Genomic DNA, 24,747 nt, shown 5'->3' on the forward strand with positions numbered 1-24,747 from the left:
AGCGTTTCATGGAGCGCACCGGCAAGATGCCGAACATGGTCCATGCCGGCACCTATTCCGCCGTCACGCAATATCTGAAGGCGATCGAAAAGGCCGGCAGCGATGACGCCGACGCGGTCTCCAAGGAACTGCATGCGATGCCGGTGAACGACGTCTTCGCACAGAACGGCACGGTGGCGCCGAACGGCCGGATGATCCACGACATGTACCTGCTCGAGGTCAAGAAGCCGGACGAGAGCAAGGAGCCCTGGGACTATTTCAAGGTGCTGGCGACCATCCCCGGCAAGGAGGCCTTCATCGATCCGGCCCAGAGCGGCTGCGACCTCGTGAAATCCTGACCGGCGCCGAGCGATGAGCGTCGCCGTGCCTCTCGATAATGGAGCGCCGCGGGTGGTTCTGGCCGCCCGCGGTCTCCGCCGTGACTTCGGCGGCTTCACCGCCGTCAAGGACGTCGACCTCGACGTCCATCATGCCCGCGTGCATGCGCTGATCGGCCCGAACGGGGCCGGCAAGACCACGGTCTTCAACCTGTTGACCAAGTTCCTGCAGCCGACCCACGGCACGATCACGCTGCTCGGCGAGGACATCACCAACACGGCGCCCGACAAGGTCGCCCGCATGGGGCTGGTGCGGTCGTTCCAGATCTCGGCGGTGTTCCCGCACCTGACGGTCCTCGACAATGTCCGCGTCGCCCTGCAGCGGCCGAACCGGCTGGCGACCCAGTTCTGGAAGCCGCTGTCGGCGCTCGACGCTCTGAACGGCAAAGCTGACCAACTGATCCGCTCCGTCGGGCTCGAAAAGGAGCGCAACGCGTTGGCCGCCGATCTCTCCTATGGCCGCAAGCGGGTGCTCGAGATCGCCACCACGCTCGCACTCGACCCGAAGGTCCTGCTGCTCGACGAGCCGATGGCCGGGATGGGCCACGAGGATGTCGGCATGGTCGCCGAGATCATCCGCGAGGTGGCGCGCGAGCGCGCCGTGCTGATGGTCGAGCACAATCTCTCCGTCGTCGCGACGCTCTGCCATCACGTCACCGTGCTGCAGCGCGGCGAGATTCTGGCGGAAGGCGACTACGCATCGGTCTCCGATGATCCGCGCGTGCGCACTGCCTATATGGGCACGGAGGAAGCCTGAGATGAAACCATTGCTCCAGGTCTCCGGCCTCAACGCCTGGTACGGCGAGAGCCACATCCTCCACGGTGTCGACATGACCGTCGGCGAGGGCGAGATGGTGACGCTGCTCGGCCGCAACGGCGTCGGCAAGACGACGACGCTCAGGGCCATCATGGGCATCGTGCGCGAGCGCAAGGGCGAAATAACCTTTGCCGGCAAGGATCTGATCCGCGTGCCGCTCCATCGCGTCGCCCATCGCGGCCTCGGCTTCGTTCCCGAGGAGCGCGGCATCTTCTCGACGCTCTCCGTTTACGAGAACCTTTTGCTGCCGCCGGCCGTCGCCGAAGGCGGCATGACGATCGACGAGATTTTCGAGCTCTTTCCCAATCTCCACGAGCGCCGCAACAGCCAGGGCACCAAGCTTTCCGGCGGCGAGCAGCAGATGCTGGCGATCGCCCGGATCCTGCGCACCGGGGTCAGGATGATGCTGCTCGACGAGCCGACCGAGGGCCTCGCCCCGGTCATCGTCCAGCGCATCGGCGAGGTGCTGAAGAAACTCAAGGAGCGCGGCATGACGGTTCTCCTCGTCGAGCAGAACTTCCGCTTCGCCAGCAAGGTCGCCGACCGCTTCTATCTGATGGATCACGGCAAGGTGGCGGGTGAGTTTCCGGTCTCGGAGCTTTCCGCGCGCATGGACATGCTGCACGACGTCCTCGGGGTGTAAGTGATGACGATGATCTTCGGAATTCCGCTCCAAGCCTTCCTCGGACAGCTGCTGATCGGCCTCATCAACGGCTCCTTCTATGCGCTCTTGAGTCTTGGCCTCGCCATCATCTTCGGCCTGTTGCGGGTCATCAATTTCGCCCACGGGGCGCAATACATGCTCGGCGCCTTCATCGCCTGGCTGCTGCTCGCCCATTTCGGCATCGGCTATTGGCCGGCGCTGATCCTCGCGCCGCTTCTCGTCGGCCTTCTCGGCGCCGCGATCGAACGTACCATGCTGAGAAGGCTCTATTCGCTGGACCCGCTCTACGGCCTGCTCTTCACCTTCGGCCTGGCGCTGACGGTCGAAGGCACGTTCCGCTATCTCTACGGCGCCTCCGGTCAGCCCTATGCGACGCCGGCGCTTTTGACCGGCGGCGCCAATCTCGGCTTCATGTTCCTGCCCGTCTATCGCGGCTGGGCGATCGTCTTCTCGCTCATCGTCTGCATCGGCACCTGGCTCGTCATCGAGAAGACCAAGCTCGGCTCGTATCTGCGCGCGGCGACGGAAAATCCGGTGCTGGTGCAATCCTTCGGCATCAACGTGCCCTTCCTGCTGACTTTGACCTATGGCCTCGGCGCGGCGCTTGCGGCGCTCGCCGGCGTGCTTGCCGCGCCGATCTACCAGGTATCGCCGCTGATGGGATCGAACATCATCATCGTCGTCTTCGCCGTGGTGGTCGTCGGCGGCATGGGCTCGATCATGGGGGCGATCGTCACCGGCTACCTGCTCGGCGTCGCCGAGGGCCTGACCAAGGTCTTCTATCCGGAGGCCTCCAATATCGTGATCTTCGTGATCATGGCCATCGTTCTTTTGCTGAGACCCGCAGGCCTCTTCGGCCGGGATGCTTGATATGACACTGACATTCGAACTTCAGAAGCAGAAGGAACGTACCCCGGTCGTCGCCCAGACGGTATTTCTTGGGCTCGGCCTCGTGCTTCTCCTGCTCGCGCCGCTGTTCTTCTATCCCGTCTTCCTGATGAAGATCCTGTGTTTCGCGCTCTTCGCCTGCGCGTTCAATCTGCTGCTCGGCTATACCGGGCTGCTCTCCTTCGGCCATGCCGCTTTCTTCGGCGGTGCGGCCTATTTCACCGCCCATGCGGTCAAGGAATGGGGCGTGCCGCCCGAACTCGGCATCCTCGTCGGCGTCGTCGGCGCCGCCCTTCTCGGCGCGGTGATCGGCTTCTTCGCCATCCGCCGCCAGGGCATCTATTTCGCGATGATCACGCTGGCGCTGGCGCAGATGTTCTATTTCTTCTGCCTGCAGGCCGAGTTCACCCATGGCGAGGACGGCATCCAGTCGGTGCCGCGCGGCCATCTGTTCGGCCTCCTCGACCTCTCGCAGTCCTCAAACATGTACTATTTCGTGCTCGCCATCTTCGTCATCGGCATCGCGATCATCTGGCGGATCATCAATTCGCCCTTCGGCATGATCCTGAAGTCAATCCGCGAAAACGAGACGCGGGCGATCTCGCTCGGCTATTCGGTCAGGAACTACAAGCTCGCCGCCTTCGTCATGTCGGCTGCACTGACCGGTCTCGCCGGCGGCCTTAAGGCGCTGGTCTTCCAGTTCGCGACGCTCACCGATGTCGGCTGGCAGATGTCGGGCGAGGTCATTCTGATGACCCTGCTCGGCGGCATCGGCACGCTGATCGGACCGCTCTTCGGCGCAGCACTCGTCGTGACGCTGCAGAACTATCTGGCCACCTCGGAATTTCCCGTGACGATCATCACCGGCGTCGTCTTCATGGCCTGCGTGCTTCTGTTCCGCCGCGGCATCGTCGGCGAGTTCTACAATTCGCGCCTTGGCCGCCGGCTCGGCTTCGAGCACCGGCAGAAGCACTGACCCTCAGAGAAGCCCATGGAAACGTTCGACTATATCGTCGTCGGAGCGGGAAGCGCCGGCTGCGTCCTCGCCAACCGCCTTTCCGAGGACCCGGCACATCGCGTGCTGCTGCTCGAGGCGGGCGGCAGCGACAATTATCACTGGATCCACATCCCGGTCGGCTATCTCTATTGCATCAACAATCCGCGCACCGACTGGTGTTTCACCACGGCCGCTGAAGAGGGCCTCAATGGCCGGTCGCTTTTCTATCCGCGCGGCAAGGTGCTCGGCGGCTGCTCCTCGATCAACGGCATGATCTACATGCGCGGCCAGGCGCGCGACTACGACCTCTGGCGCCAACTCGGCTGCACCGGCTGGAGCTGGGAGGAGGTGCTGCCGCTCTTCAAGAAATCAGAGGATCACTATCGCGGTGCCAACGAGATGCATGGCGCAGGCGGCGAATGGCGTGTCGAGAAGGCGCGCGTCCGCTGGGCGGTGCTTGACGCATTCCAGAAGGCGGCGGCCGAGGCTGGCATTCCCGAGACCGACGATTTCAACCGCGGCAGCAACGAGGGCTCCGGCTATTTCGACGTCAACCAGCGCTCCGGCATCCGCTGGAACACCGCCAAGGCATTCCTGAAGCCGGCTAAACAACGGCGCAATCTGACGATCCTGACCAAGGCGCATGTCCGCAGGCTGATCCTTGAAGCGGGGCGCGTCGCGGGCGTCGAGTTCCAGCATGACGGCGTGACAAAGAGCGTGCGCACCCGCCACGAGACGGTGCTTTGCGGCGGCGCGATCGGCTCGCCGCATATTCTAGAACTTTCCGGCATCGGCAATCCCGAAATCCTTCGCGCCAACGGGAACGAAGTCCATCACGCGTTGCCCGGCGTCGGCGAGAACCTGCAGGATCATCTGCAGCTCCGTCTTGCCTACAGGGTCACCGGCGTTCCGACGCTGAACGAGAAGGCGAGTTCGGTTTTCGGCAAGGCGGCGATCGGCCTCGAATATCTCGTCCGGCGCTCCGGCCCGATGGCCATGGCGCCGAGCCAGCTCGGCATCTTCACCCGCTCGGGTCCCGAGAAGGAAACGCCGGACCTGCAGTATCACGTGCAGCCCGTGACGCTCGAAAAATTCGGCGAGCCGGTGCATCCCTTCCCGGCGATAACCGCCAGCGTCTGCAACCTGAGGCCCGAAAGCCGTGGTTCGGTGCACCTGAAAGGGCCGGATTTCGCCGCCGCACCCGACATCCGCCCGCGCTATCTCACCGCCGAAGCCGATCGCGACATTGCCGTGAAAGCCATTCGGCTCACACGCCGCATCGTTTCGCAGCCTTCCTTCGCGCGCTACCAGCCCGTCGAATTCAAGCCCGGGCCGCGCTACGAGACCGATGCCGAGCTGAAACAAGCCGCCGGCGAGATCGGCACGACGATCTTTCACCCGGTCGGCACCTGCCGCATGGGTTCGGACCCGGGGAGCGTCGTCGATCCGGAGCTGCGCCTGCGCGGCCTTGAGGGCCTGCGCATCGCCGACGCCTCGATCATGCCGACGATCACGTCGGGCAACACCAATTCGCCGACGATCATGATCGCCGAGAAAGCGGCCGCGATGATCCTTGCGAGGAACCGGTAGCAGTCTACTCCGCCGCTTGCGTCTCCGGCATCGGCACATAGTTGAGGATCGGCGACAGCCAGCGCTCCGCCTCGCGGACATCCATGCGCTTGCGTGTCGCGTAATCCTCGACCTGGTCGCGCTCGATTTTGGCAACGCCGAAATAGTACGCGTCCGGATGGCCTATATAGAGGCCGGAAACGGACGAACCCGGCCACATCGCGTAGCTCTCCGTCAGGCTGACGCCGATTGCCGCCTCGGCATCGAGCAGACGGAAGAGCGTCTCCTTCTCGGTATGGTCGGGCTGTGCCGGATAGCCGGGCGCCGGGCGGATCCCGGCATAGGGTTCGGCGATCAGTTCCTGCGGCGTGAAGGATTCGTCCGGAGCGTAACCCCAGAGCTCCTTGCGGACATATTCGTGCATACGCTCGGCAAAGGCCTCGGCGAAGCGGTCGGCGAGCGCCTTGACCAGGATCGAGGAATAATCGTCATTGGCGCGCTCGAAACGCTCGGCGATCGCCACTTCCTCGATGCCGGCGGTCACCACGAAGCCGCCGAGATAGTCGTGCCTGCCGCTGTCGGCCGGAGCGACGAAATCGGCGAGAGCGACGTTCGGCCGGCCGTCGCGCTTGGTCAATTGCTGGCGAAGCGTGAAGAAGGTGGCAAGCTCCCGCTTACGCGTCTCGTCGGTGAAGAGGCGGATGTCGTCGCCGGCGCTTCCGGCCGGCCAGAAGCCGACCACCGCCTTCGGCGCGAACCATTTTTCCGCAATGATCTTTTCGAGCATCGCCTGGGCGTCGGCGAAGAGTTGCCGTGCCGCCGGCCCCTGATGTTCGTCGTCGAGAATGCGCGGATAGACACCCTTCAGCTCCCAGGTCTGGAAGAAGGGCGTCCAGTCGATATAGCGGGAAAGCTCCGCCAGGTCCCAGCTCTCGAAGACGCGCGTGCCGAGGAAGGAAGGCGTCTTCGGCTGATGCGCCTTCCAGTCGAGCTTCTGCGCATTGGCGCGAGCCTGCGACAGCGGCAGGCGACGCTTTTCCGCCTCGTTGCGTGCATGGGTGTCGGCGACCTTCAGATATTCGGCGCGGATCGTCTGCTTGTAGGCGTCGCTCGCCTCCGGCGAGAGCAGGCTCGAGACGACACCGACGGCGCGACTGGCATCCGTGACATAGACGGTCTGGCCGAGGCTGTAGCGCGGATTGATCTTGACCGCCGTGTGCACGCGGCTGGTCGTCGCCCCACCGATCAAGAGCGGAATGTCGAAGCCCTCGCGCTCCAGTTCGGAGGCGACATGCACCATCTCGTCGAGCGACGGGGTGATGAGGCCGGAAAGCCCGATCGCGTCGACCTTCTCCTGCCTTGCCACTTCGAGGATTTTTGCCGAGGGCACCATGACGCCGAGGTCGATGATCTCGTAATTGTTGCAGGCGAGCACGACGCCGACGATGTTCTTGCCGATGTCGTGCACGTCGCCCTTGACGGTCGCCATCAGGATCTTGCCGGCGCTCTCGCGGGTCCCCTCGCCGCCATTGGCAAGCTTCTCGGCCTCCATGTAGGGCAGCAGCACGGCGACCGCCTGCTTCATCACGCGCGCCGATTTGACCACCTGCGGCAGGAACATCTTGCCGGCGCCGAAGAGGTCCCCGACCACGTTCATGCCGGCCATCAGCGGTCCTTCGATGACGTGCAGCGGGCGCTTGGCGGCAAGCCGCGCCTCTTCCGTGTCGGCTGCGATGAATTCGGTGATGCCGTTGACGAGCGCGTGCTCGAGCCGCTTGGCGACCGGCCCCTCACGCCAGGCGAGGTCCTTCTCCTTGCCCTGCGCACCGCCCTGCCCGCGATAGCGTTCGGCGACCTCCAGGAGGCGCTCGGTCGCATCCGGACGGCGATTGAGGACCACGTCCTCGCAGGCCTCGCGAACCTCCGGGTCGATCGCGTCATAGACGGCGAGCTGGCCGGCATTGACGATGCCCATGTCCATGCCGGCCTGGATTGCGTGATAGAGGAAGACGGCGTGCATCGCCTCGCGCACCGGCTCGTTGCCGCGGAAGGAGAAGGAGAGGTTCGAGACGCCGCCCGAGACATGCACATGCGGCAGCGTCGCGACGATCTCATGTGCCGCCTCGATGAAATCGACGCCGTAATTGTTGTGCTCCTCGATGCCCGTCGCCACCGCGAAGATGTTCGGGTCGAAGATGATGTCTTCCGGCGGAAAGCCGACCTCTTCGGTGAGCAGCCGATAGGCGCGTCCGCAGATCTCGACCTTGCACGCCTTGCTGTCGGCCTGGCCCTTCTCGTCGAAGGCCATCACCACCACGGCGGCGCCATAGGCGCGCACCAGCCGCGCATGATTGAGAAACGCTTCCTCGCCTTCTTTCAGCGAGATCGAGTTCACCAGCGCCTTGCCCTGGACGCATTTGAGGCCGGCCTCGATCACCTCCCATTTGGAGGAATCGATCATCACCGGCACGCGGGCGATGTCCGGTTCGGAAGCGACGAGGTTCAGGAATTCGACCATGGCGCGGGTCGAATCGATCAGCCCTTCGTCCATGTTGATGTCGATGATCTGCGCCCCGTTGGCCACCTGGTCGCGCGCTACGTCGAGTGCGGCGGCATAGTCGCCGGCGGTGATCAGCTTGCGGAACTTCGCCGAGCCGGTGACATTGGTGCGCTCGCCGACATTGACGAAGGGAATCTCATCGGTGAGCGTGAAGGGTTCGAGGCCGGAGAGCCGCATGCGGCGCTCGATCTCCGGCATCCGGCGCGGTGGATATTTTTGGACGGCGTCGGCGATGGCGCGGATATGCGCCGGCGTCGAGCCGCAGCAGCCGCCGACGATGTTGACGAGACCGTCGCGGGCAAATTCCTCGATCTGTGCCGCCATCGCCTCGGGGCTCTCGTCGTAGCGGCCGAATTCGTTCGGCAGGCCGGCATTCGGATAAGCGCAGACAAGCGTGTCGGCGACGGTCGAGAGCTCGTCGATGTGGGCACGCATCGCATTGGCGCCGAGGGCACAATTGAGGCCGATGGTGAACGGCGCCGCATGCCGCACCGAATACCAGAAGGCAGTCGGCGTCTGACCGGAAAGCGTCCGGCCGGAGAGATCGGTGATCGTGCCGGAAATCATCACCGCCAGGTGGATCCCCTTCTCGGCAAAAACCTCCTGGGTCGCGAAGATCGCCGCCTTGGCGTTCAGCGTATCGAAGATCGTTTCGATCAGGATGATGTCGGCGCCGCCATCAATGAGGCCGCGGACCTGCTCGGCATAGGCAAGCCTGAGATCGTCGAAGCTGACGGCGCGATAGCCGGGATTGTTGACATCGGGCGAGATCGAGGCGGTGCGGTTGGTCGGTCCGAGCGCGCCGGCGACGAAGCGCCGCCGGCCATCCTCAGCCTCGGCGCGCTTTGCAGCTCGCCGCGCCAGCCGCGCGCCGTCGCGGTTGAGCTCGTAGACCGTGTCCTCCATGCCGTAATCGGCCTGGGCGATCCGCGTCGAGGAAAAGGTGTTGGTTTCGAGAATATCGGCGCCGGCCATGGCGTAGCGGTAATGGATTTCCTCGATCGCCCTCGGCTGTGTCAGGGTCAGGAGATCGTTGTTGCCCTGCTGATGACAGGCGCAGCCGCCGAAGCGCTCGCCGCGAAAATGATCTTCGGCAAAACCGAGCTGCTGGATCTCGGTTCCCATCGCCCCATCCATGATCAGGATGCGCTCGCTTGCCGCCTGGTTGAGCGCCCGGAAAATTTCCGAGCCGTCGGGCCTGGGGGAGAGATCTCCGAAGAGGGACGCGGCGGACATGGGAAATCTCCCGTTCTGAAAACGACAAATACTTGTCGATTAAGTCACATAAAGATATCTTTATGTCAACATACGATCTGATCACAATTTTTGCCAGGCGAATAGACAACCGAAAAAGAAAAGGCCCGCCGCGATCGCGACGGGCCGTTGAAGGCGCAACGGGAGCCGATGCTCACATCCGCTTCAGGCAATCCTCGACTTCATAGATCGCACAGAGAATGTGATAGAAGCTGCTGGCCGGCGCGGGCTCGTCGACGAAGGCGCCGTCGGCCTTCTGCTTGTCGCGCCAGAGCCCCCGGATAGGCGTCTCCAGGAAGCGTTGCAGCGCTGCGGCCGCACGCGAGGCCGAGGCGAGATAGCGTTGCCGTTCGCTGCCGTCGGAAAGGGCGGCAAAGCGGATCGCCGCCTTCAGCCATTCGGTCTGCGGCCAGAGCCGCGCCACCGGATCGGCAACCGATAGATCGTCGAAGAGGGTCATGACGGCCACGCCGCGCTTGCCGCAAATTCCGTGCGCTTCGCCGATCTCGAAAAGCCGCCGTGCCTTGACGATCGCTTCCGCATTGCCGCGCCGCTCCGCCCAGCGCAGGAGCAGCCAGGCCCATTCGAACTGGTGGCCGGGCTCGACGATGCGACCCTTCTCGCCCGGAAAGGGCGTCCAGTCGTGATCGAAGAACTCGCGCAGCACGCCGGTCTCGGCATCGATGAAGCAACCCATCGCCAGATGGGCGATCTCGTCGGCAAGATTGGCCCAGGCGACCAAATCGAATCCCTCGACCGTTTCGCTGGCCAGGCAGGCCTCGAAGAGGTGCATGTGCGGGTTGGAACCAAGCGGTAGACGCGGCGGGTTGTCCTCCTCGAAGCCGGCGACCGGATGCCTGCAATGGGCTTCGAGCCTTTGGCGAAGATCGTTGCTGCGGCCGATCATCTCGGCCTTCCGTTCCGGGATGACCTCGGCCAAATAGGCGAAGGCAAGCAGCGCGAAGGCCTGATTGTAGAGATCGAAGGAGGGATCGACGATCTCCCCGTCGGCATCGGCAAGCGCACCATAAAAGCCGCTCGGCTGTCGGTAGACGCGGTCGAAATAAGAAAGCCCGCCCTCGGCGACGCTACGCCAGTCGCCGCGCCAACCGCGCCGCCCTGCCTCGGCGAAGCAATAGACCTGGCGGGGCTGGACGCGCGAGCGTCGATTGGCCCGTGTCGGCTCGCCGGCCATGTCGATCGTTTCGACGAAGCCGCCGCCCGCCGCATCGAACCCCTTTTCGCGCCAGAGCGGCAGGGCGGCCTCCGCGAGCCAGCGATCGAGTTCCGTCGCCTGCAAGACAATATCCATGCCGCGTCTGTTCCTATGAATTCTCGAGTTTCAGCGCGCCGTGATCGGCGCCGAGGATTTCGGCCAGCGCTTCGACGACGAGATTATGGTCGTCGCGCTGCGGCAGTCCGGAGACGGTGACGGCACCGATGCAGCCGGTTCCCTTCACGACGATCGGGAAGCTGCCGCCATGCGCGGCAAACTCTTGATCGGGCAGGCCGAGCTTCGCCTGCAGGTTCGTCTGCTGCTTCAAGAGGCTGAGGCCGGTGGCGTAGCTGCTTCTGAACAGGCGGAAAACCGTGTTGCGCTTGCGCCGCACCCAGTTCGGATTGTCCGGTGTCGCGCCGTCGAGCGCCGCATAGAAGACCTGCATGGAGAACAGCGTGATGTCGATGACGACGCCAAGCTTGCGCTCGGCGGCCATGCGGCGCAGCGTCGAGCCGAGCGTCCAGGCCGTGTCGAGGTCGAAGCGCTCGAACTGCAATTGCTGTTCCTGAAGCGCGATCCGGCGCAAATCATTGTCGATGTTCATGATGCCTCCGCTTGTCGTGGTCGATTCGGAAAATGAGACGTGGGACGCGCGGAAAGGTTCGCGCGTGCTGCGCCGCCTACGCCTTCCAGAGCCAGGCTGCGCCGCGCACGCCGGAACTGTCGCCGTGCACCGCCTTGCGGATCGGCGTCTCGAAACTGTCGCCGAACAGATATTTTGTGATCAGCTCCGGCAATTCGCCGTAGATCTCGTCGACATTCGACATGCCGCCACCAAGCACGAAAACATCCGGATCGACGATGTTGGTCAGCAGCGCGAGGCTGCGAGCAAGCCGGTCGACGAAGCGGTCGTAGACGCCGGTCGCGGCCGGATCGCCGGCACGCTTCGCCTCGATGATGTCGCGGCCGCGGCGCTCGACGCCGGTCGTCAGGCGATAGTCGAGTTCGAGCCCGGTGCCGCAGGCATACATGTCGAGGCAGCCGAGCTTGCCGCACCAGCATTTGTGGCCGGGATATTCGTCTTGTCGCATCCACGGCAGCGGGTAGTGGCCGATCTCCGCGGCAATGCCCTGGTAGCCGGCATGCACCTTCTTGCCGATCGCCAGCCCGCCGCCATGCCCGGTGCCGACGATGACGCCGAAGACGACATGCGCATCCTTTCCGGCCCCGTCGACCGCCTCGGAGACCGCCAGGCAATTGGCGTCGTTGGCAAGCCGCACCTTTCGACCGAGTGCGGCCTCGAGATCGCGCCCGAGCGGCTTGCCGTTGATGAGCACGGCGTTGGAATTGCGGACGATCCCGGTGCGCGGATTGGGGCTTCCGGGAATGCCTATGCCGATCGACCCGCGTTCGCCGGCCGTCCGTTCGGCGGCGGCGACGAGTTCGACCACGGCGCGGATACAGGCGTCATAGCCGCTGGTCGGGGTCGCAACGCGGTGCCGGGCACGCGTCTCGCCATCGCCGTCGAGCGCGATGACTTCCATTTTGGTGCCGCCCCAATCAATTCCGATAAGCATGTGCGGATCAGGTCCCAGGATGGATGTCGCTTCGGGAACGGGCGGCATCTCCTTGGGCCGCGCCGGCTCCTGCTTAGCATTCACCCTGTCCGCGATGCTAGCCCCATGATTTCGCATCGGCGCACCGGACCTTCGCAAAACTGCGACGTGCCCATAGCACCGCAAATCGCCGGTCGCGAATGCAAAAACACTTGGCGAAGAGGCCTTGCTTTTGTATGGGTCTATACCGAGTGGTCCCGTAGCTCAGCAGGATAGAGCACCAGATTCCTAATCTGGGGGTCGCGCGTTCGAATCGCGCCGGGATCACCATGTCAACATTCTTCTCGGAGATTGGGCATGAGGCGATCGGTGGGAAAGGTCGCCGACGGCGATCAGGTTGTGATTATCTTCGATGACGGCGTCGCGCCGCTGCATGCGGACTTGGTGACCGAGCTTGTCGAGACGGACGGGATCATCCGGTTGTCCTTCGCAGCCATCACTTAAGATGGTGATGGAGTGCCTAAGGCCGATGTCGTAGCATGGCTCCGTTTACCGAAAGAATTGGCATGGAGCCTGTGCCGATCGATCAGAGCTCTCGACCAGCGCTAACCTGAATGCCCTCCCCCTTTTTAGCGTCTTGCCACTGTAACAATCGGCGCCTAGACTGCCTTTACTGTCCCTCTCGTCGCTGACCACGGATGTACTGGCAGCGGCGGGAGGTGGCGATGAAAGGTCGGGCCGAGCCCGGCCTTTTTGTTTGTGGTCGGTCCTTGCGCCTGCTTCCTTCTTCGTTCGTCGCTCTTGGCCGCCTCCTTTGGAGACAGTTCGCGCGAACGCTCCTCCCTCGCCGGCTTCCGCCCGAAAGCGCCGCGGAACCAATCCATGCCCGGACGGTTTGGTTGGTCGGGAACGAGAATCCCCGAGAGAGGTAAGACTATGAAAAACACGATCTTTGGCGTCGCAGTGCTGTTGAGCGCTGCGGCAATGCCGGCTCTTGCGCAGTCGGCATCCTCGGGCGCCAGCACACCGGCGATCGCCACGCCCGGCACCAAGAACCCCGAGGCCCCCGTCGCCGGCAAAAACAGCTTCACGGAAGATCAGGCGCGCGAGCGGATCGAGGAAGCCGGTTACGCCGACGTCACGGGCCTGAAACTCGACGACCAGGGAATCTGGCGGGCAACGGCCATGAAGGACGGCAAGTCCGTCACCGTCGCCCTCGACTACCAGGGCAACGTCACCGCCCTGTAGGTCAATGTTTGCAGCCGGGAATGCGGAAAATCCGCTCGTTCCCGTTCCAGCGCTACTGCATGATTCCTTAAATCGGAATCGATTTAAGGAGAAATCCTGCAGCAACTATAAGTGGTACAGCGACCTTTGCGCGCCTACTGAGACGCGCGGCGCTGTAACGGAATGGAGAAGAAGATGAGAACTGTGGCAGGTCTTTTCGACGACTATCACGACGCCCGACAGGCAGTGAACGACCTGGAGGCAGCCGGCATTCCGTCGGAGGATATCAGCATCGTCGCCAACAATGCCGGTGATCGCTACTCGGAGGAGAGCTCCGGGGCGGCCGGAGGTGCGGGCGTCGGTGCCGGGTTGGGCGCGGCCGGCGGCGGCGCCGTCGGGCTGCTGACCGGGCTGGGACTGATGGCCATTCCGGGCGTCGGGCCGGTGGTCGCCGCTGGTTGGCTCGCATCGACGGCGGCGGGCGCGATCGCCGGAGCCGTGGCGGGCGCCGCCACCGGCGGCATCATAGGGTCGCTGACGGATTCCGGCATTCCCGAAGAGGACGCCCATCTCTACGCCGAGGGTGTACGCCGCGGCGGCACGTTGGTGCTGGCCAGGGTCGATGAGGCCCTGCTTCCCCAGGCAGACGCGATCCTCAGAAACCGCAACGCCGTCGATACCTCCGTTCGCCGGCGGGCCTACACGGAAGAAGGCTGGACGCGCTTCGACGATGCGTCCGCCCCCTACAGCCTCGACGAGGTTCGAAGTGAGCATGACCGCTACCGCCCGCCGGCGCTGTAGCGGCTCGCCACCCGGCAACTCCGCAGGTACTGCAGCGTCCTGCGTCTGAGAAGACGCAGGACGCTGCAGGCGCTCTTCACACCGACGACCGCGGCTGAACCCGGGAAATCAATCCTTCCCACCGCAAGCTTCCGGCATCGACGGACTTGGCGCTGCGGAACCTAGCCGAGTTCTCGCGTGTTCTCCTACAGCGCCGCGCGTCTTATCGGACGCGCAAAGGTCGCTGTAGCACTTTGAATTGCCGCATGTCTTTGTCCTTAAATCGAGGTCGATTTAAGGACAAAGACATGCAGTAGGTGTTCCTTCGCAGGAGAGAAAGCATGCCGTCGGCAATGCCACCGAAGTCGAAATCGCGGCGGGCGACCCGCCCTCCCCTTGCCCTGCCACAGCTTGTCGACGAGAAGGCCGAAGCCTTCGTGGACATCGCCATAGCGGAGCTCGTCAAATCGAAAATCCCGTTTCTCGTCGCCGGCACCTTCGCCGTCAGCGCCTATACCGGCATTTCGAGGCCGACGAAGGATCTCGACGTCTTCTGCAAGGCGGGCGACTACACCCGAATCCTGAAGCATTTCAAGTCGCGCGGCTACTCGGTCGAAATTGAGGACGACCGGTGGCTGGGAAAGGTCTACAAGGGCAAGTTCTTCTTCGACGTCATCTTCGCCTCGCCGAACGGAACGATGCTCGTCAACGACGCATGGTTCGAACACGCTCTTCCGGTGGAGCTCAGCGCCTCGCCGGTATCGATCGTCGCGCCGACCGAACTGGTCTGGTCGAAGTCCTTCATCCAGCTGCGCGAGCGCTACGATGGCGCCGACGTCGCCCACACGATCCTCAAGACCCATGACCGGATCGATTGGCGCAGGCTTCTCGAATATATGGAAGCACACTGGGAAGTGCTGCTGATCCACCTTCTGAACTTCCGGTGGATCTATCCCTCCGAGCGCGACCGGGTTCCCGCCTGGCTCATGGACGAGCTCCTGAGCCGGCTGGCGGCGCAGCGGGATCTGCCGCTGCCCCAGACGAAGATCTGCCGCGGCAGGATGTACTCGCGACGCGACTACGAGATCGACGTCACCGAATGGGGTTTCGCCGATGTCGGCGGCGACCTCGAGATGCGGACAGGAAAATAGGGAGTTGTCACCATGGGCAAGCTGAAGGTGGCCGCGGTCGCCGACCTCCACGTGAAAGAAGATGGTTCGGTCTCCTATACGGATTTGTTTACGGAGATTTCGAAGGTCGCCGATGTGCTCGTGATCGCCGGCGACCTGACCGATCTCGGCAAGCCTGCCGAAGCGGAACTTCTCGTCGCCGATCTGAAATCCTGCACCGTCCCTGTGGTCGCCGTTCTCGGAAACCATGATCACCAATGCGATGCCGTCGAAGAGATCTCGTCGATCCTCATGAAGGCGGGGGTCCATCTCCTTGACGGGCAGGCGATCGAAATCGCCGGCATCGGCTTTGCCGGCACGAAGGGTTTCGTCGGTGGTTTCGGGCGGCACATGCTCGGCTCTTTCGGCGAAACGGCGCTGAAGACGATGGTATCCGCGACCGTCGACGAGGCGATGCGCCTGGAAAACGCGCTCAGGAAAACCAGCGCCCAGCACTCCGTGGTGGTGCTCCACTACGCGCCGATCGCCGAGACGGTCGCGGGGGAGCCGGAGGAAATCTATCCCTTCCTCGGCTCCTCGCGCTTTGCCGAAACGATCGACCGCTTCCGGGTCAGCGCCGTCGTGCACGGCCATGCGCACAAGGGCACCTACAAGGGAAGGACACCGGGTGGCGCGCCGGTCTACAACGTCGCCGCCCATGTCGAGAAGCCGACCGGCCGCCCATACGCGATCCTCGAATTCTGACCGCACTGCGACGGGGCACTCTATGCCGCTGCAAGTCACTTCCAATTCTACGACCGACCGTGCATCGCCGATAGGAGGTCGCCTCAAGAGGAGCGCTGTCCGCACTCCGCCAGATGAGCCTCCAAGGGAACTCGTCTATGTCAGCGATTCCGAGCCCGGTATCAGGCGGCAGCGTTGCGGCAAGGGCTTCGCCTACCGGCTGCCGGACGGTTCGATCCTGGCCGATCCGGCCATAAAGGCCCGCATCCTGTCGCTGGGCCTGCCGCCCGCCTATGAGAACGTATGGATCTGCCTGAACGAGAACGGGCACCTGCAGGCGACGGGCTACGACGCGCGGGGCCGAAAGCAGTACCGCTACCATTCGCAGTGGCAGGCGCTCAGAAGTGGCGACAAGTTCGCCCAGCTTCTTCCTTTCGGCAAGGCTCTGCCGCGAATCCGACGCACCATCCGCCGCCACATGGTGGGGGCGACCGGCGATCCACGCACCGTTCTCGCCGGGCTGGTCGCCTTGCTCGATGAGGTGCATCTCAGAACGGGCAGTCCCGCCTATGTCCAGGCAAATTCGACCTATGGCGCGACGACGCTGTTGAAGCGTCACCTGCGGCTCGTTGATGGCTGCATCGAACTCCGGTTCGTCGCCAAGGGAGGCAAACGCGTGCAGAGGCGGCTACGCCGCCCAAAACTGCAGCGCCTTCTGGAGGACATTGCCGACCTGCCGGGACGGCAGCTCTTCGTCTGGAGGGACGATACCGATACCCTGCGCCCCGTCGACTCGGGTCGCCTCAACCGCTATCTCGCGGAAATCGCCGGTTTTTCGGTGTCGGCGAAGACGTTCCGGACCTGGGCGGGCAGCGTTGCCGCCTTTACGGCAGCGCGCGAGGCGTTGGAGGGAGGGGAGCGACCAACCGTCAAGAGGATGTGCGAGGCGGCGGCTTCCGTGCTCTGCAACACGCCGGCAATCTGCCGCAAGAGTTACATTCATCCGGATATCATCGCTCTCGCGGATTCCGGTCGCGCGGCGACCGCCAAACAGCTGCGCCGCCGTGGACGCGCCGGCCCTGGCCTGCGTGTCGAGGAGGCACGGATGCTCAATTATCTTGCACGCGCAGCACATTCTCCGGCGACGGCAACCACCCCGAACGGGCGGACGGCGGGACTACGCCCCGCCGTCGTCTGATCAAAGGTTCTGGGTGGTTCCGCCGGTGTTCCAGCCGGGCGCCCCTCCGGCGTCCCGGACACGAACGTTGTTCTGGACATGATGGACGCCGGAGACGTTTTCCGCCAGATCCTCGGCGCGGCGCTTCGCCCACTTGGATTCGACGAAACCGCTGAGCTGGACCTCGCCATTCGCCACCGAAACCTCGATCTCGGACGCATCGAGTGCGCCGTCGTCGCTCAGGCGGTCGCTGACATCCTCCTGGATGCGGCTGTCGGAACGGGTATAGCCTTTCGGACCCTTGCCGCGGTGCTGATCCATTCTGCGCCGCCGCTCGGCATCTTCGTCGCCGAACCATGAGGCGATCTCGTCGCCGGCCCGCTCGAAGAATCCCCGGTCCTCGTCCCAATCCCGATCGGGTCGCGGATAGGAAGATTGCGCTCTGTAGCCGTAATCGGAGCCATAGCCGCGATCTCGGTTCCAGCGCCCGTAGTCCTCGTCCATCCGGCGATAGGGTCCGGCCCGGCCCGACTCTTGATCGGGGAAATCCTCGGAATTCTCGTAGTCTGCGCCACGCGGTTCGACCGTCTCCGCGAAGCGCCGCTGGGCGCGCCGGTCGTCCCCCTGCCAATCCCTCCCGGATTCGCGGGCGCGCCAATAGGGGTCTTCCCGCCTCCAGTCTTTTCTCCTGGGCATCGGTTGCTCCTTTCTTGTGTCGATGTGGTCCGTGTCTCAAACCGGCGAGCAGGCTCTCGGTTCCGCATTGCGCAGCACGAGTTGGCGGATCAGTCGTCCTTCGTCTTCAATGCGTCCGAGACCTTGCCTCGATGCGGGTCCTTGAGGTTTTCGCCGGCCGCATCGCGGTCATGCTCCGGGTCGTCCTTTGCCGGCAGATAGCCTCTCGGCCGCGTCTCCTTCGGGCCTTCCCAGCGCGGCGATTGCTCCGTGGTGCCGGGCGCTCCGTCTTTGGGGCTTTTCATGATCTTTCTCCTGTTCGTCCCGCCGTATCAGTCCTGCTCCTTCATCGCCGGGAGCGGAAAACGTTGGTCTTCATCCTCAAGGTCGGACTCGACGAGATAGTCGTCCCTTTTTCTGCGCAGTGCCTCGCGGGCGGCGCGTTGCTTGATGAGCTCATCCGGCTCCAGAGGCGCGCTGCCCGCTTCCGGATGCAGGTCGCGGTCGGTCTTGACGGGCTCGCTCGTGCCCGCCCGTGCGTCCGGGACGCGCTTCGGTCCTTGGTCGGTTCTTGCCATTTCGCCCTCCTCAAGGGTTGTCGCTCGGTCAACGTCGGCCCGAAGGTGAAGTTCCATGACGGACCGTCCCGACGAGCCTCGGCCTCGGAACAAAGCCCTCCAGGCGCGAGTTGGGGCGGCGACCATTGATCGAAGACGGGGCAGAAAGCCGCCGTAGCGAAAACCCCACAAAGGAGGCCTGGACCATGCAAGATTTCCCGCGCCCGCCATTCAAGCGTCAGAACCAACCCATGCCCGGAACCACGGACCGCATGGACCCGCTGCCGGACCACGGGGAAAGCTCCTACAAGGGATCCCGCCGTCTACAGGACAAGAAGGCAATTATTACCGGCGGAGACAGCGGTATTGGTCGGGCGGTCGCCATCGCCTATGCCCGGGAGGGCGCCGATGTCCTGATCTCTTATCTGAACGAGCACGAGGATGCGAAGTCGACCAAGGCGCTTGTCGAAGAGGCGGGGCGCAAGGCCGTGCTCGTCGCCGGCGATATCCAGACCTCGGCTCACTGCAAGCGTCTTGTCGAGACGGCAGTGAAAGAACTCGGCGGCATTGACATCCTCGTCAACAACGCCGCCCACCAGGCCTCCTTTCCGACGATCGAAGACATTACCGACGAGGAATGGGAGCTGACCTTCCGCGTGAACATCCATGCCATGTTCTTTCTCACGCGCGCGGCCGTGCCGCACATGAAGCCCGGCAGTTCGATCATCAACACCGCCTCGATCAACGCGGATGCCCCGAACCCGATCCTGCTCGCCTATGCGACCACCAAGGGGGCGATCCAGAATTTCACCGCCGGCCTGGCGCAGCTGCTTGCCGACAAGGGCATACGCGCCAATGCGGTCGCGCCGGGCCCGATCTGGACGCCGCTGATCCCCTCCACGATGCCCGAGGATTCGGTCGTGAATTTCGGCAAGCAGGTGCCGATGAAACGGCCGGGGCAACCGGTTGAACTCGCCTCGACTTACGTCATGCTGGCCGACCCGCTGTCGAGCTACGTCTCCGGCGCGACGATCGCGGTCACCGGCGGCAAGCCGATACTCTAGAGAAAAGCGTGCTGCGGTTTTTCGGGATTGCATCGCTTCCAAGAGTTGGATCGTGACCGGAGGGCGCGGCCTCCCGGTCACTCCGACTGGTCGATCGCATGCGGCGCCGGTTGTCCCTCTTCGGCAGGGCCGTCGAACGGAAAAACCGTCCACAGCACCGCAACCAGTATGAGGACGACGATCACTGCTGCGGCTGCGGTTTTGGACATCGTACGTTCCGGCAATAGTGCTGATGGGAACGGAAAAGCGGCGGTTGTGCCGCCCCACTATCAATCGCCTGAGATTGGATTTGTTCCGAGAAGGCGCGCCCTGCCCACGATTATCGCTCGCTTGAAACGGGAACAAACCGCCCGCCTCCGCTTTCCTTTCTCAGTGAGAAGGAAGCATGTGATGGCACGCAACACCCCCGACGAGCCCCGCAGGGACCGCAATCTGCCCGCCGAAGAGGCGGCCGGAACGCCGGAAAGCATGAAAGTGCAGACGGTCTTCCAAGGCCGGGTGCCTCCGGTGCGCAGCAGGGACGAACAGAATCTCGACCCGGACGAGGCGCTTCCGGACGATGAAGAGGAGCAGTCGATCGCCGACAACCCTTCGCGCGAAGAAGTGCGCTTTGGCGAGGTGAAAACGCCGAAGTCCGACTGAACCGCCGACGCAAACGCCGTCTCGCCGGGGAACCGCCCCGGCGACGCCCGTTTGGCGCCATCAGCACGTAGCGCAGCATCGGTGGAGGCCGCGCTTGGGCCTCAGTCGAAGATGGCCCCCTTCGCCCCCTCATATTCCCGCGCCAGGGTCTCGATGGCGGCAGACGCCTCTTTGAAGCTCCAGCCGGCCCCTTCGGCGTCGTGCGCTAGGGCGACCAGATCCCCGGTCATTTCTCCGCCGATCGCCGCGACAATGCTGTCCTGCGACGTTGCGGCGAGGTCCGCGACCGCGGGCCGCAGAGCCGCAATGCAGTCCGCCTGCCGGCCCGGGTAGTCTGAGTCCCGCTGTGGCCGGGATATCGCCTGTGACTCCGCCATGTCTCTCTCCTTCGCGTTCGATCCGGAACACGCTTGCAACGGCGGAATAATGATCGGCTCCGGCCAATTGTTCCTGCGGCGATGTCCCGCGACTCTTTTCACGACCCACCCTGGGCACCGGCCGATCGAGCCGGTTTCGCTGAGGCTCCGGAACAATTTTCTGCGTGGCGAATTATTTGGGTATCGCTCCAAACATGGGAGCGGCAATCAAGTCCCCCACCTTCGCTGTAGGCAGTGTCCGCACCCGCGGGCACTGCTGGTGCGCAACTCACCACCTATGCAGTCGTAGGGAAACGTTCAAGGATGCGCTTGTCGCGACCAAGCTCGCCGCAGAGAACCGCCTCGCAGAGCGCGAGCAGCCTATCCCCTCCTCTCGCACAGAATACCGGGATCCTCCTCCCCCTTCGAAACATCGAAGAGCGTCGCACCATCGCCTTCCGTCCACCAGATGTAGCGGTCGCCGGCATATCTCGCTCCCGACCCGGAGATGATCCCCGAGGCAACAACGTAGTAACCGCCGACCGAGAAGGCGACGAGCGAGACGGAGCCAGCATGGATGTATTCGGCTTCCACCCTCTCGCCGCCGCAGTCGTAGCGAACCTTTTGCCGCTCGGCCGCGTCGGCGCCCGGAATTCGCAGCGTCACCTCTGCGACCCCGGAAGACGACGCCTCTGCCGACACGAGCCGCATCACGGGCGTGCCGTCCGGTCCCGTCAGCGTGAGCCTCACGCCATTCACTTTCCAGCTGAGCTCGTTTTTCAGCGTATCAAGGAACCGCTGCTCCTGCTCCATGATTTCGGGAGCGCACATGGTGCGCGCTGCGGCGGTGGGTCCGAAGGTGATGGTCTTTTCCGAAAGGTTGAAGGCGCCGGTGAACATGTTGCAGCCGCCCATGCCGCCGTAGGTACCGTCCTCGCGAATTTCCAGCACCGTCTGCGGATGATCGATGACCCTGTCACCGCCAATATCGTCGGCCAGCCACGAGCCGATCAGTTCTTCCGGCACGCTTTCCGCGGCGACCGATCGCGTCGAAGCGAGTTCGATCAGCACGCAGGCACAGGACGCGGCTGTCAGGGCTTTGAGCATCGGGAACTCCTCACGAAAACGGCGCAACCTTGCCGCCACATCGATTCTTACTCCAGCAGTGCCGGAGAGAGAAGAGCGGCCACCTCTGCCCTTGTTGCCGGCGGCTTTCGGCTGTACAGCCTATCTAAATCGATCAAACGAGAAGAATACGGGATTTGGCAATGGCATCCGGCGACGAAAGGAAGCGCCGTCTGACGATACTGGGGGCCACCGGGTCGATCGGAACCAATACGCTCGACGTCGTCGAGCGGCTCGGCGGGCGCAACCGTTTCGAAATCGCTGCCCTGACAGGAAACGGCAACATACCGCTGCTTGCCGACCAGGCGCGTCGGATGGGCGCGGAGTTGGCGGTAACCGCCGACGAACACCGCTATGGCGAACTCAAGGATGCGCTCGGCGGCAGCGGCATCGAAGTGGCGGCCGGGCGGAGCGGCCTGATCGAAGCGGCCGAACGCGACGCCGACTGGGTCATGGCGGCCATCGTCGGCAATGCCGGGCTCGGCCCGACGCTTGCCGCCGCCCGCCGCGGCGCCGACATCGCACTCGCCAACAAGGAATGTCTCGTCTCCGCCGGCAGCCTGTTCATCGAGGCGGTCGCCAAGGGCGGCGGCCGGCTGCTGCCCGTCGACAGCGAGCACAACGCGATCTTCCAGGTGCTTGAAAACGACCAGCGCCATGCCGTCGAGCGCATCATCCTGACGGCCTCCGGCGGCCCGTTCCGCACCAAGACGCTCGACGAGATGCGGCATGTGACGGCCGACGTCGCCCGCGCCCATCCGAACTGGTCGATGGGGTTGAAAATCTCGATCGACAGCGCCTCGATGTTCAACAAGGCGCTGGAAATGATCGAGGCACGCCATCTCTTCCGCCTGCGCCCCGACCAGATCGAGGTGATCGTCCATCCGCAGTCGGTCGTCCACTCGATGGTCGGCTACAGCGACGGATCGGTGCTCGCGCAGCTCGGCTGCCCCGACATGCGGACGGCGATCGGCTACGCGCTTTCCTATCCGAAACGCTGCGAGCTGCCGATCGAGCGGCTCGACTTCGCCAAGCTCGCCCGGCTCGACTTTGAAGCTCCCGACGAGACGCGCTTCCCGGCGATCCGCCTGGCGCGACACGCCATGGAGGCCGGCGGCATCCAGGGCGCGGTGCTGAACGGCGCCAAGGAAACTGCCCTCGAAGCCTTCATCAAGGGCCGCATCGGCTTTCTCGCCATGGCTGAAATCGTCGAAAAAGTGATGGATCGGCTCTCAGACCTGCCGGCCGCCGCGACCATGGAGGATGTCTTCGCGGCGGATGAAAAAGCCCGGCAAACGGCGGCCGGGCTGATCTGATATAGGTACGCCGTAGCTTACGCGACGGCGCGTGCCAGCGCGCAGCGCGACCACAGGGAATGCAGCGCGCCGACCAGATGGTCGATATCGGCATCCGAATGCAGCGGCGTCGGGGTGATGCGCAGCCGTTCGGTCTTCTTCGGCACGGTCGGATAGTTGATCGGCTGGACATAGACGCCGAAATTGTCGAGCAGCAGGTCGGAGATCCATTTGCACTTGGCGGCGTCGCCGACCATCACCGGGACGATGTGGCTCGGATTGACCATGTGCGGGATGCCGCGCTGGTCGAGCAGCGAGCGCAGCCGGCGCACCCGCTCCTGATGGGCGAAACGTTCGAGCTGGCTTCCCTTGAGGTGGCGGATCGAGGCGAGCGCGCCGGCGGCGAGCGCCGGCGGCAAGGCGGTCGTGAAGATGAAGCCGGAGGCGAAGGAGCGGATGAAATCGCAGAGCGCCGCCGAACCGGTGATGTAGCCGCCCATGACGCCGAAGGCCTTGCCGAGCGTGCCCTCGATGATGGTCAGCCGGCGCATCAGCCCTTCGCGTTCAGCGATGCCGCCGCCGCGCGGGCCGTACATGCCGACCGCGTGCACTTCGTCGAGATAGGTCATCGCGCCGTATTTGTCGGCGAGATCGCAGAATTCCTTAATCGGCGCGATGTCGCCGTCCATCGAATAGACCGACTCGAAGGCGATGATTTTCGGCGCACGCGGATCGGCCGCCGCCAGTTTCGCTTCGAGATCGGCCACCGAATTGTGCTTGAAGATGACGCGCTCGCATTTCGAATGGCGGATCCCCTCGATCATCGAAGCGTGATTCCCGGCGTCCGAGAAGACGATGACGCCGGGAATCTTCGAACAGAGCGTGCCGAGCGCGGCCCAGTTGGAGACATAGCCCGAGGTGAAGAGCAGCGCCGATTCCTTGCCGTGCAGGTCGGCAAGCTCGCGCTCGAGCAGAACGTGATAGTGATTGGTTCCGGAGATGTTGCGCGTTCCGCCGGCGCCGGCGCCACATTCGTCGATCGCCCGCTTCATCGCTTCGGTGACGACCGGAGATTGGCCCATGCCGAGATAATCGTTCGAGCACCAGACGGTGACCTCTTGGGCGCCGTCGGCCGTGTAGCGCGTCGCCTTGGGGAAATCGCCGCGATGGCGGGCGAGATCGGCAAAGACCCGATAGCGGCCTTCCTGATGCAGCCCATCCAGCTCGTTCTTAAAGAAACTCTCGAAATCCATCATCATCTCCGATGCCCTGCCGCCTTTGTTCTTTCAAAGCGGGCCAGGGGTCAACCCCGGAATGACCCTCGCGCGCTGTCTGCGGCAAAAGGCCCCTAGTTTTGAACTATTCCAAAATGGCTAGGGCAACTCAATCCCCTTAACTTTGATCGAAGTCAAGCAATTGCAAAAAAGACGCCCGGGCCGCCCTTTTTTGTAGTGTCCGCCTCCGCGTCGGGCAGCCGCGAGCGTGCCTCTGGTCATACGCTTGACGAATTTGGCGCGGTACGCCGCGCGGGCAAGAAGGTTTGTCAGCAAATTCGATGCAATAGCCGTCACATCCGCGAGCGTGACCGAGACCATGCCGGCTTCGCGCGCCGCCATGGTCGCGCTTGACGAGCCTGCGCCTGCGCCGAAGGCCGATCACCGCCAAATGGGCGGCACCCACGCCTTACGATGCATGTCGCAGTCGACATGGGCACCGGTCAATCCGGAATTTCGCGGATAAGCTGCACCAACAACGCCCGATCATCGCAGACGCCGCGCACCTGGCGTCATTGGCATTTCGCCATCCGCTCTCGCGCCAACGCAGGGCCAATTCGGCCCAAGTGTGTTCACGGGCGTGCCGGGGCCCGTTGGCGGCATTGTATCATTTGTCCTTTTTCGGATGTCGCAACCGTCTCGGGTGCCGATATGGCATGTGACGTCGGGAACAGCGCCTTCATCTTCTGTTCAGGAAGGATCGGATTATCTTGCGGCCGGACGATCACGCCGCCTCCAGTGGACTTTCCTGGGCGGCGGGGTATTTTCCGCTTTGCAAGTTCAAGTGGAGGACGCGGGTCGCGTCCTGCCACCATCACTCA

General features: G+C 63.8%; 26 protein-coding genes and 1 tRNA gene (1 of these 27 running past the window's edge). 16 read left to right on the plus strand and 11 right to left on the minus strand.

Annotated features, from left to right (window positions below):
- The 6 genes in view from RHIBR816_RS0106965 to RHIBR816_RS0106990 are tightly spaced (at most 15 nt apart) and all read left to right on the plus strand, a layout consistent with a single transcriptional unit that may run on beyond the window.
- On the plus strand, window positions 1–338 hold the 3' end of the coding sequence (locus tag RHIBR816_RS0106965) for an ABC transporter substrate-binding protein (RefSeq protein ID WP_018235809.1). The gene continues 868 nt to the left of window position 1, outside the view; 338 of the gene's 1,206 nt are visible here — the last part of the coding sequence; the start codon falls outside the window, past its left edge; the stop codon is at window positions 336–338.
- Window positions 339–351: 13 nt separating this feature from the next.
- The gene (locus tag RHIBR816_RS0106970; RefSeq protein WP_018235810.1) at window positions 352–1,134 is read left to right on the plus strand and encodes an ABC transporter ATP-binding protein; all 783 of its coding nucleotides are present in this window, start codon (window positions 352–354) and stop codon (window positions 1,132–1,134) included.
- A 1-nt stretch (window position 1,135) separates the two neighbouring features.
- Window positions 1,136–1,837, plus strand: coding sequence for an ABC transporter ATP-binding protein (locus tag RHIBR816_RS0106975; protein WP_018235811.1), 702 nt, complete (start codon window positions 1,136–1,138; stop codon window positions 1,835–1,837).
- Window positions 1,838–1,840: 3 nt separating this feature from the next.
- Complete coding sequence (locus RHIBR816_RS0106980; protein ID WP_018235812.1) at window positions 1,841–2,728, plus strand: branched-chain amino acid ABC transporter permease; 888 nt, start codon at window positions 1,841–1,843, stop codon at window positions 2,726–2,728.
- Window positions 2,721–3,722, plus strand: a complete 1,002-nt coding sequence (locus RHIBR816_RS0106985; RefSeq protein WP_018235813.1) for a branched-chain amino acid ABC transporter permease — start codon at window positions 2,721–2,723, stop codon at window positions 3,720–3,722. Before RHIBR816_RS0106980 ends, RHIBR816_RS0106985 begins: the two co-directional genes overlap by 8 nt.
- Before the next feature lie 15 nt (window positions 3,723–3,737).
- On the plus strand, window positions 3,738–5,333 hold the full coding sequence (locus RHIBR816_RS0106990) for a GMC family oxidoreductase (protein ID WP_018235814.1): 1,596 nt from the start codon (window positions 3,738–3,740) through the stop codon (window positions 5,331–5,333).
- Between the two features lie 4 nt (window positions 5,334–5,337).
- Here RHIBR816_RS0106990 and metH read toward each other — a convergent pair whose 3' ends face one another.
- From metH to RHIBR816_RS0107010, 4 genes are all read right to left on the minus strand, one after another.
- The gene (gene metH / locus RHIBR816_RS0106995; protein ID WP_018235815.1) at window positions 5,338–9,108 is read right to left on the minus strand and encodes a methionine synthase; all 3,771 of its coding nucleotides are present in this window, start codon (window positions 9,106–9,108) and stop codon (window positions 5,338–5,340) included.
- A gap of 172 nt (window positions 9,109–9,280) precedes the next feature.
- Entirely contained in the window at window positions 9,281–10,438 is a 1,158-nt protein-coding gene (pmi, locus tag RHIBR816_RS0107000) for a mannose-6-phosphate isomerase Pmi (RefSeq protein ID WP_018235816.1), read from the minus strand.
- 13 nt (window positions 10,439–10,451) lie between these two features.
- Entirely contained in the window at window positions 10,452–10,949 is a 498-nt protein-coding gene (locus RHIBR816_RS0107005; RefSeq protein ID WP_018235817.1) for a heme-degrading domain-containing protein, read from the minus strand.
- Between the two features lie 76 nt (window positions 10,950–11,025).
- The gene (locus RHIBR816_RS0107010; RefSeq protein WP_018235818.1) at window positions 11,026–11,922 is read right to left on the minus strand and encodes an ROK family protein; all 897 of its coding nucleotides are present in this window, start codon (window positions 11,920–11,922) and stop codon (window positions 11,026–11,028) included.
- A gap of 232 nt (window positions 11,923–12,154) precedes the next feature.
- Here RHIBR816_RS0107010 and RHIBR816_RS0107015 point away from each other — a divergent pair.
- The 7 genes from RHIBR816_RS0107015 (at window position 12,155) to RHIBR816_RS0107045 (ending at window position 16,959) form a co-directional block, all read left to right on the plus strand.
- Window positions 12,155–12,231: transfer RNA gene (locus RHIBR816_RS0107015), tRNA-Arg, on the plus strand.
- Between the two features lie 27 nt (window positions 12,232–12,258).
- Entirely contained in the window at window positions 12,259–12,405 is a 147-nt protein-coding gene (locus RHIBR816_RS38290; RefSeq protein WP_018235819.1) for a hypothetical protein, read from the plus strand.
- A gap of 432 nt (window positions 12,406–12,837) precedes the next feature.
- Window positions 12,838–13,149 carry a PepSY domain-containing protein gene (locus RHIBR816_RS0107025; protein WP_018235820.1) on the plus strand — a complete coding sequence of 104 codons (312 nt, stop codon included), beginning with the start codon at window positions 12,838–12,840 and terminating at the stop codon, window positions 13,147–13,149.
- 174 nt (window positions 13,150–13,323) lie between these two features.
- Window positions 13,324–13,929, plus strand: a complete 606-nt coding sequence (locus RHIBR816_RS0107030) for a general stress protein (protein ID WP_026186723.1) — start codon at window positions 13,324–13,326, stop codon at window positions 13,927–13,929.
- Window positions 13,930–14,249: 320 nt separating this feature from the next.
- Window positions 14,250–15,059 (plus strand): hypothetical protein, encoded by an 810-nt coding sequence (locus tag RHIBR816_RS0107035; protein WP_018235822.1) that lies wholly within the window; start codon window positions 14,250–14,252, stop codon window positions 15,057–15,059.
- 12 nt (window positions 15,060–15,071) lie between these two features.
- Window positions 15,072–15,782, plus strand: coding sequence for a metallophosphoesterase (locus tag RHIBR816_RS0107040; protein ID WP_018235823.1), 711 nt, complete (start codon window positions 15,072–15,074; stop codon window positions 15,780–15,782).
- A gap of 22 nt (window positions 15,783–15,804) precedes the next feature.
- A complete protein-coding gene (locus RHIBR816_RS0107045) occupies window positions 15,805–16,959 on the plus strand; it encodes a DNA topoisomerase IB (protein ID WP_018235824.1) in 1,155 nt (384 codons plus the stop codon).
- On the opposite strand, the gene RHIBR816_RS0107050 is transcribed toward RHIBR816_RS0107045, so the two are convergent.
- From RHIBR816_RS0107050 to RHIBR816_RS0107060, 3 genes are all read right to left on the minus strand, one after another.
- Window positions 16,960–17,634, minus strand: a complete 675-nt coding sequence (locus RHIBR816_RS0107050; RefSeq protein WP_018235825.1) for a BON domain-containing protein — start codon at window positions 17,632–17,634, stop codon at window positions 16,960–16,962. It abuts the gene before it with no gap.
- Between the two features lie 89 nt (window positions 17,635–17,723).
- The gene (locus tag RHIBR816_RS0107055; protein WP_018235826.1) at window positions 17,724–17,918 is read right to left on the minus strand and encodes a hypothetical protein; all 195 of its coding nucleotides are present in this window, start codon (window positions 17,916–17,918) and stop codon (window positions 17,724–17,726) included.
- Between the two features lie 27 nt (window positions 17,919–17,945).
- Entirely contained in the window at window positions 17,946–18,191 is a 246-nt protein-coding gene (locus RHIBR816_RS0107060) for a hypothetical protein (protein ID WP_018235827.1), read from the minus strand.
- A 185-nt stretch (window positions 18,192–18,376) separates the two neighbouring features.
- On the opposite strand from RHIBR816_RS0107060, the gene RHIBR816_RS0107065 reads away from it, so the two are divergent.
- Window positions 18,377–19,234, plus strand: a complete 858-nt coding sequence (locus RHIBR816_RS0107065; protein ID WP_018235828.1) for an SDR family oxidoreductase — start codon at window positions 18,377–18,379, stop codon at window positions 19,232–19,234.
- A 77-nt stretch (window positions 19,235–19,311) separates the two neighbouring features.
- Here the strand turns inward: RHIBR816_RS0107065 and RHIBR816_RS38855 are convergent, their stop codons facing one another.
- Window positions 19,312–19,443, minus strand: coding sequence for a hypothetical protein (locus RHIBR816_RS38855; protein WP_018235829.1), 132 nt, complete (start codon window positions 19,441–19,443; stop codon window positions 19,312–19,314).
- A 181-nt stretch (window positions 19,444–19,624) separates the two neighbouring features.
- Here RHIBR816_RS38855 and RHIBR816_RS0107075 point away from each other — a divergent pair, with 181 nt between their 5' ends.
- Window positions 19,625–19,876: a hypothetical protein gene (locus RHIBR816_RS0107075; RefSeq protein ID WP_018235830.1), complete on the plus strand. Its 252-nt coding sequence runs from the start codon at window positions 19,625–19,627 to the stop codon at window positions 19,874–19,876.
- 101 nt (window positions 19,877–19,977) lie between these two features.
- Here RHIBR816_RS0107075 and RHIBR816_RS0107080 read toward each other — a convergent pair whose 3' ends face one another.
- Both RHIBR816_RS0107080 and RHIBR816_RS0107085 read right to left on the minus strand, forming a co-directional pair.
- Complete coding sequence (locus RHIBR816_RS0107080; RefSeq protein ID WP_018235831.1) at window positions 19,978–20,253, minus strand: hypothetical protein; 276 nt, start codon at window positions 20,251–20,253, stop codon at window positions 19,978–19,980.
- Window positions 20,254–20,613: 360 nt separating this feature from the next.
- A complete protein-coding gene (locus RHIBR816_RS0107085; protein ID WP_018235832.1) occupies window positions 20,614–21,339 on the minus strand; it encodes an META domain-containing protein in 726 nt (241 codons plus the stop codon).
- 161 nt (window positions 21,340–21,500) lie between these two features.
- Between RHIBR816_RS0107085 and dxr the strand changes: the two genes are divergently transcribed.
- Window positions 21,501–22,673, plus strand: a complete 1,173-nt coding sequence (gene dxr, locus RHIBR816_RS0107090; protein ID WP_018235833.1) for a 1-deoxy-D-xylulose-5-phosphate reductoisomerase — start codon at window positions 21,501–21,503, stop codon at window positions 22,671–22,673.
- Between the two features lie 17 nt (window positions 22,674–22,690).
- On the opposite strand, the gene hemA is transcribed toward dxr, so the two are convergent.
- Window positions 22,691–23,905 carry a 5-aminolevulinate synthase gene (hemA, locus tag RHIBR816_RS0107095; protein WP_026186724.1) on the minus strand — a complete coding sequence of 405 codons (1,215 nt, stop codon included), beginning with the start codon at window positions 23,903–23,905 and terminating at the stop codon, window positions 22,691–22,693.
- Window positions 23,906–24,747 lie beyond the last annotated feature (842 nt).

The sequence above is a fragment of the Ensifer sp. BR816 genome (genome assembly GCF_000378985.1).
In the GTDB taxonomy this organism is placed as follows: Bacteria; Pseudomonadota; Alphaproteobacteria; order Rhizobiales; family Rhizobiaceae; genus Sinorhizobium.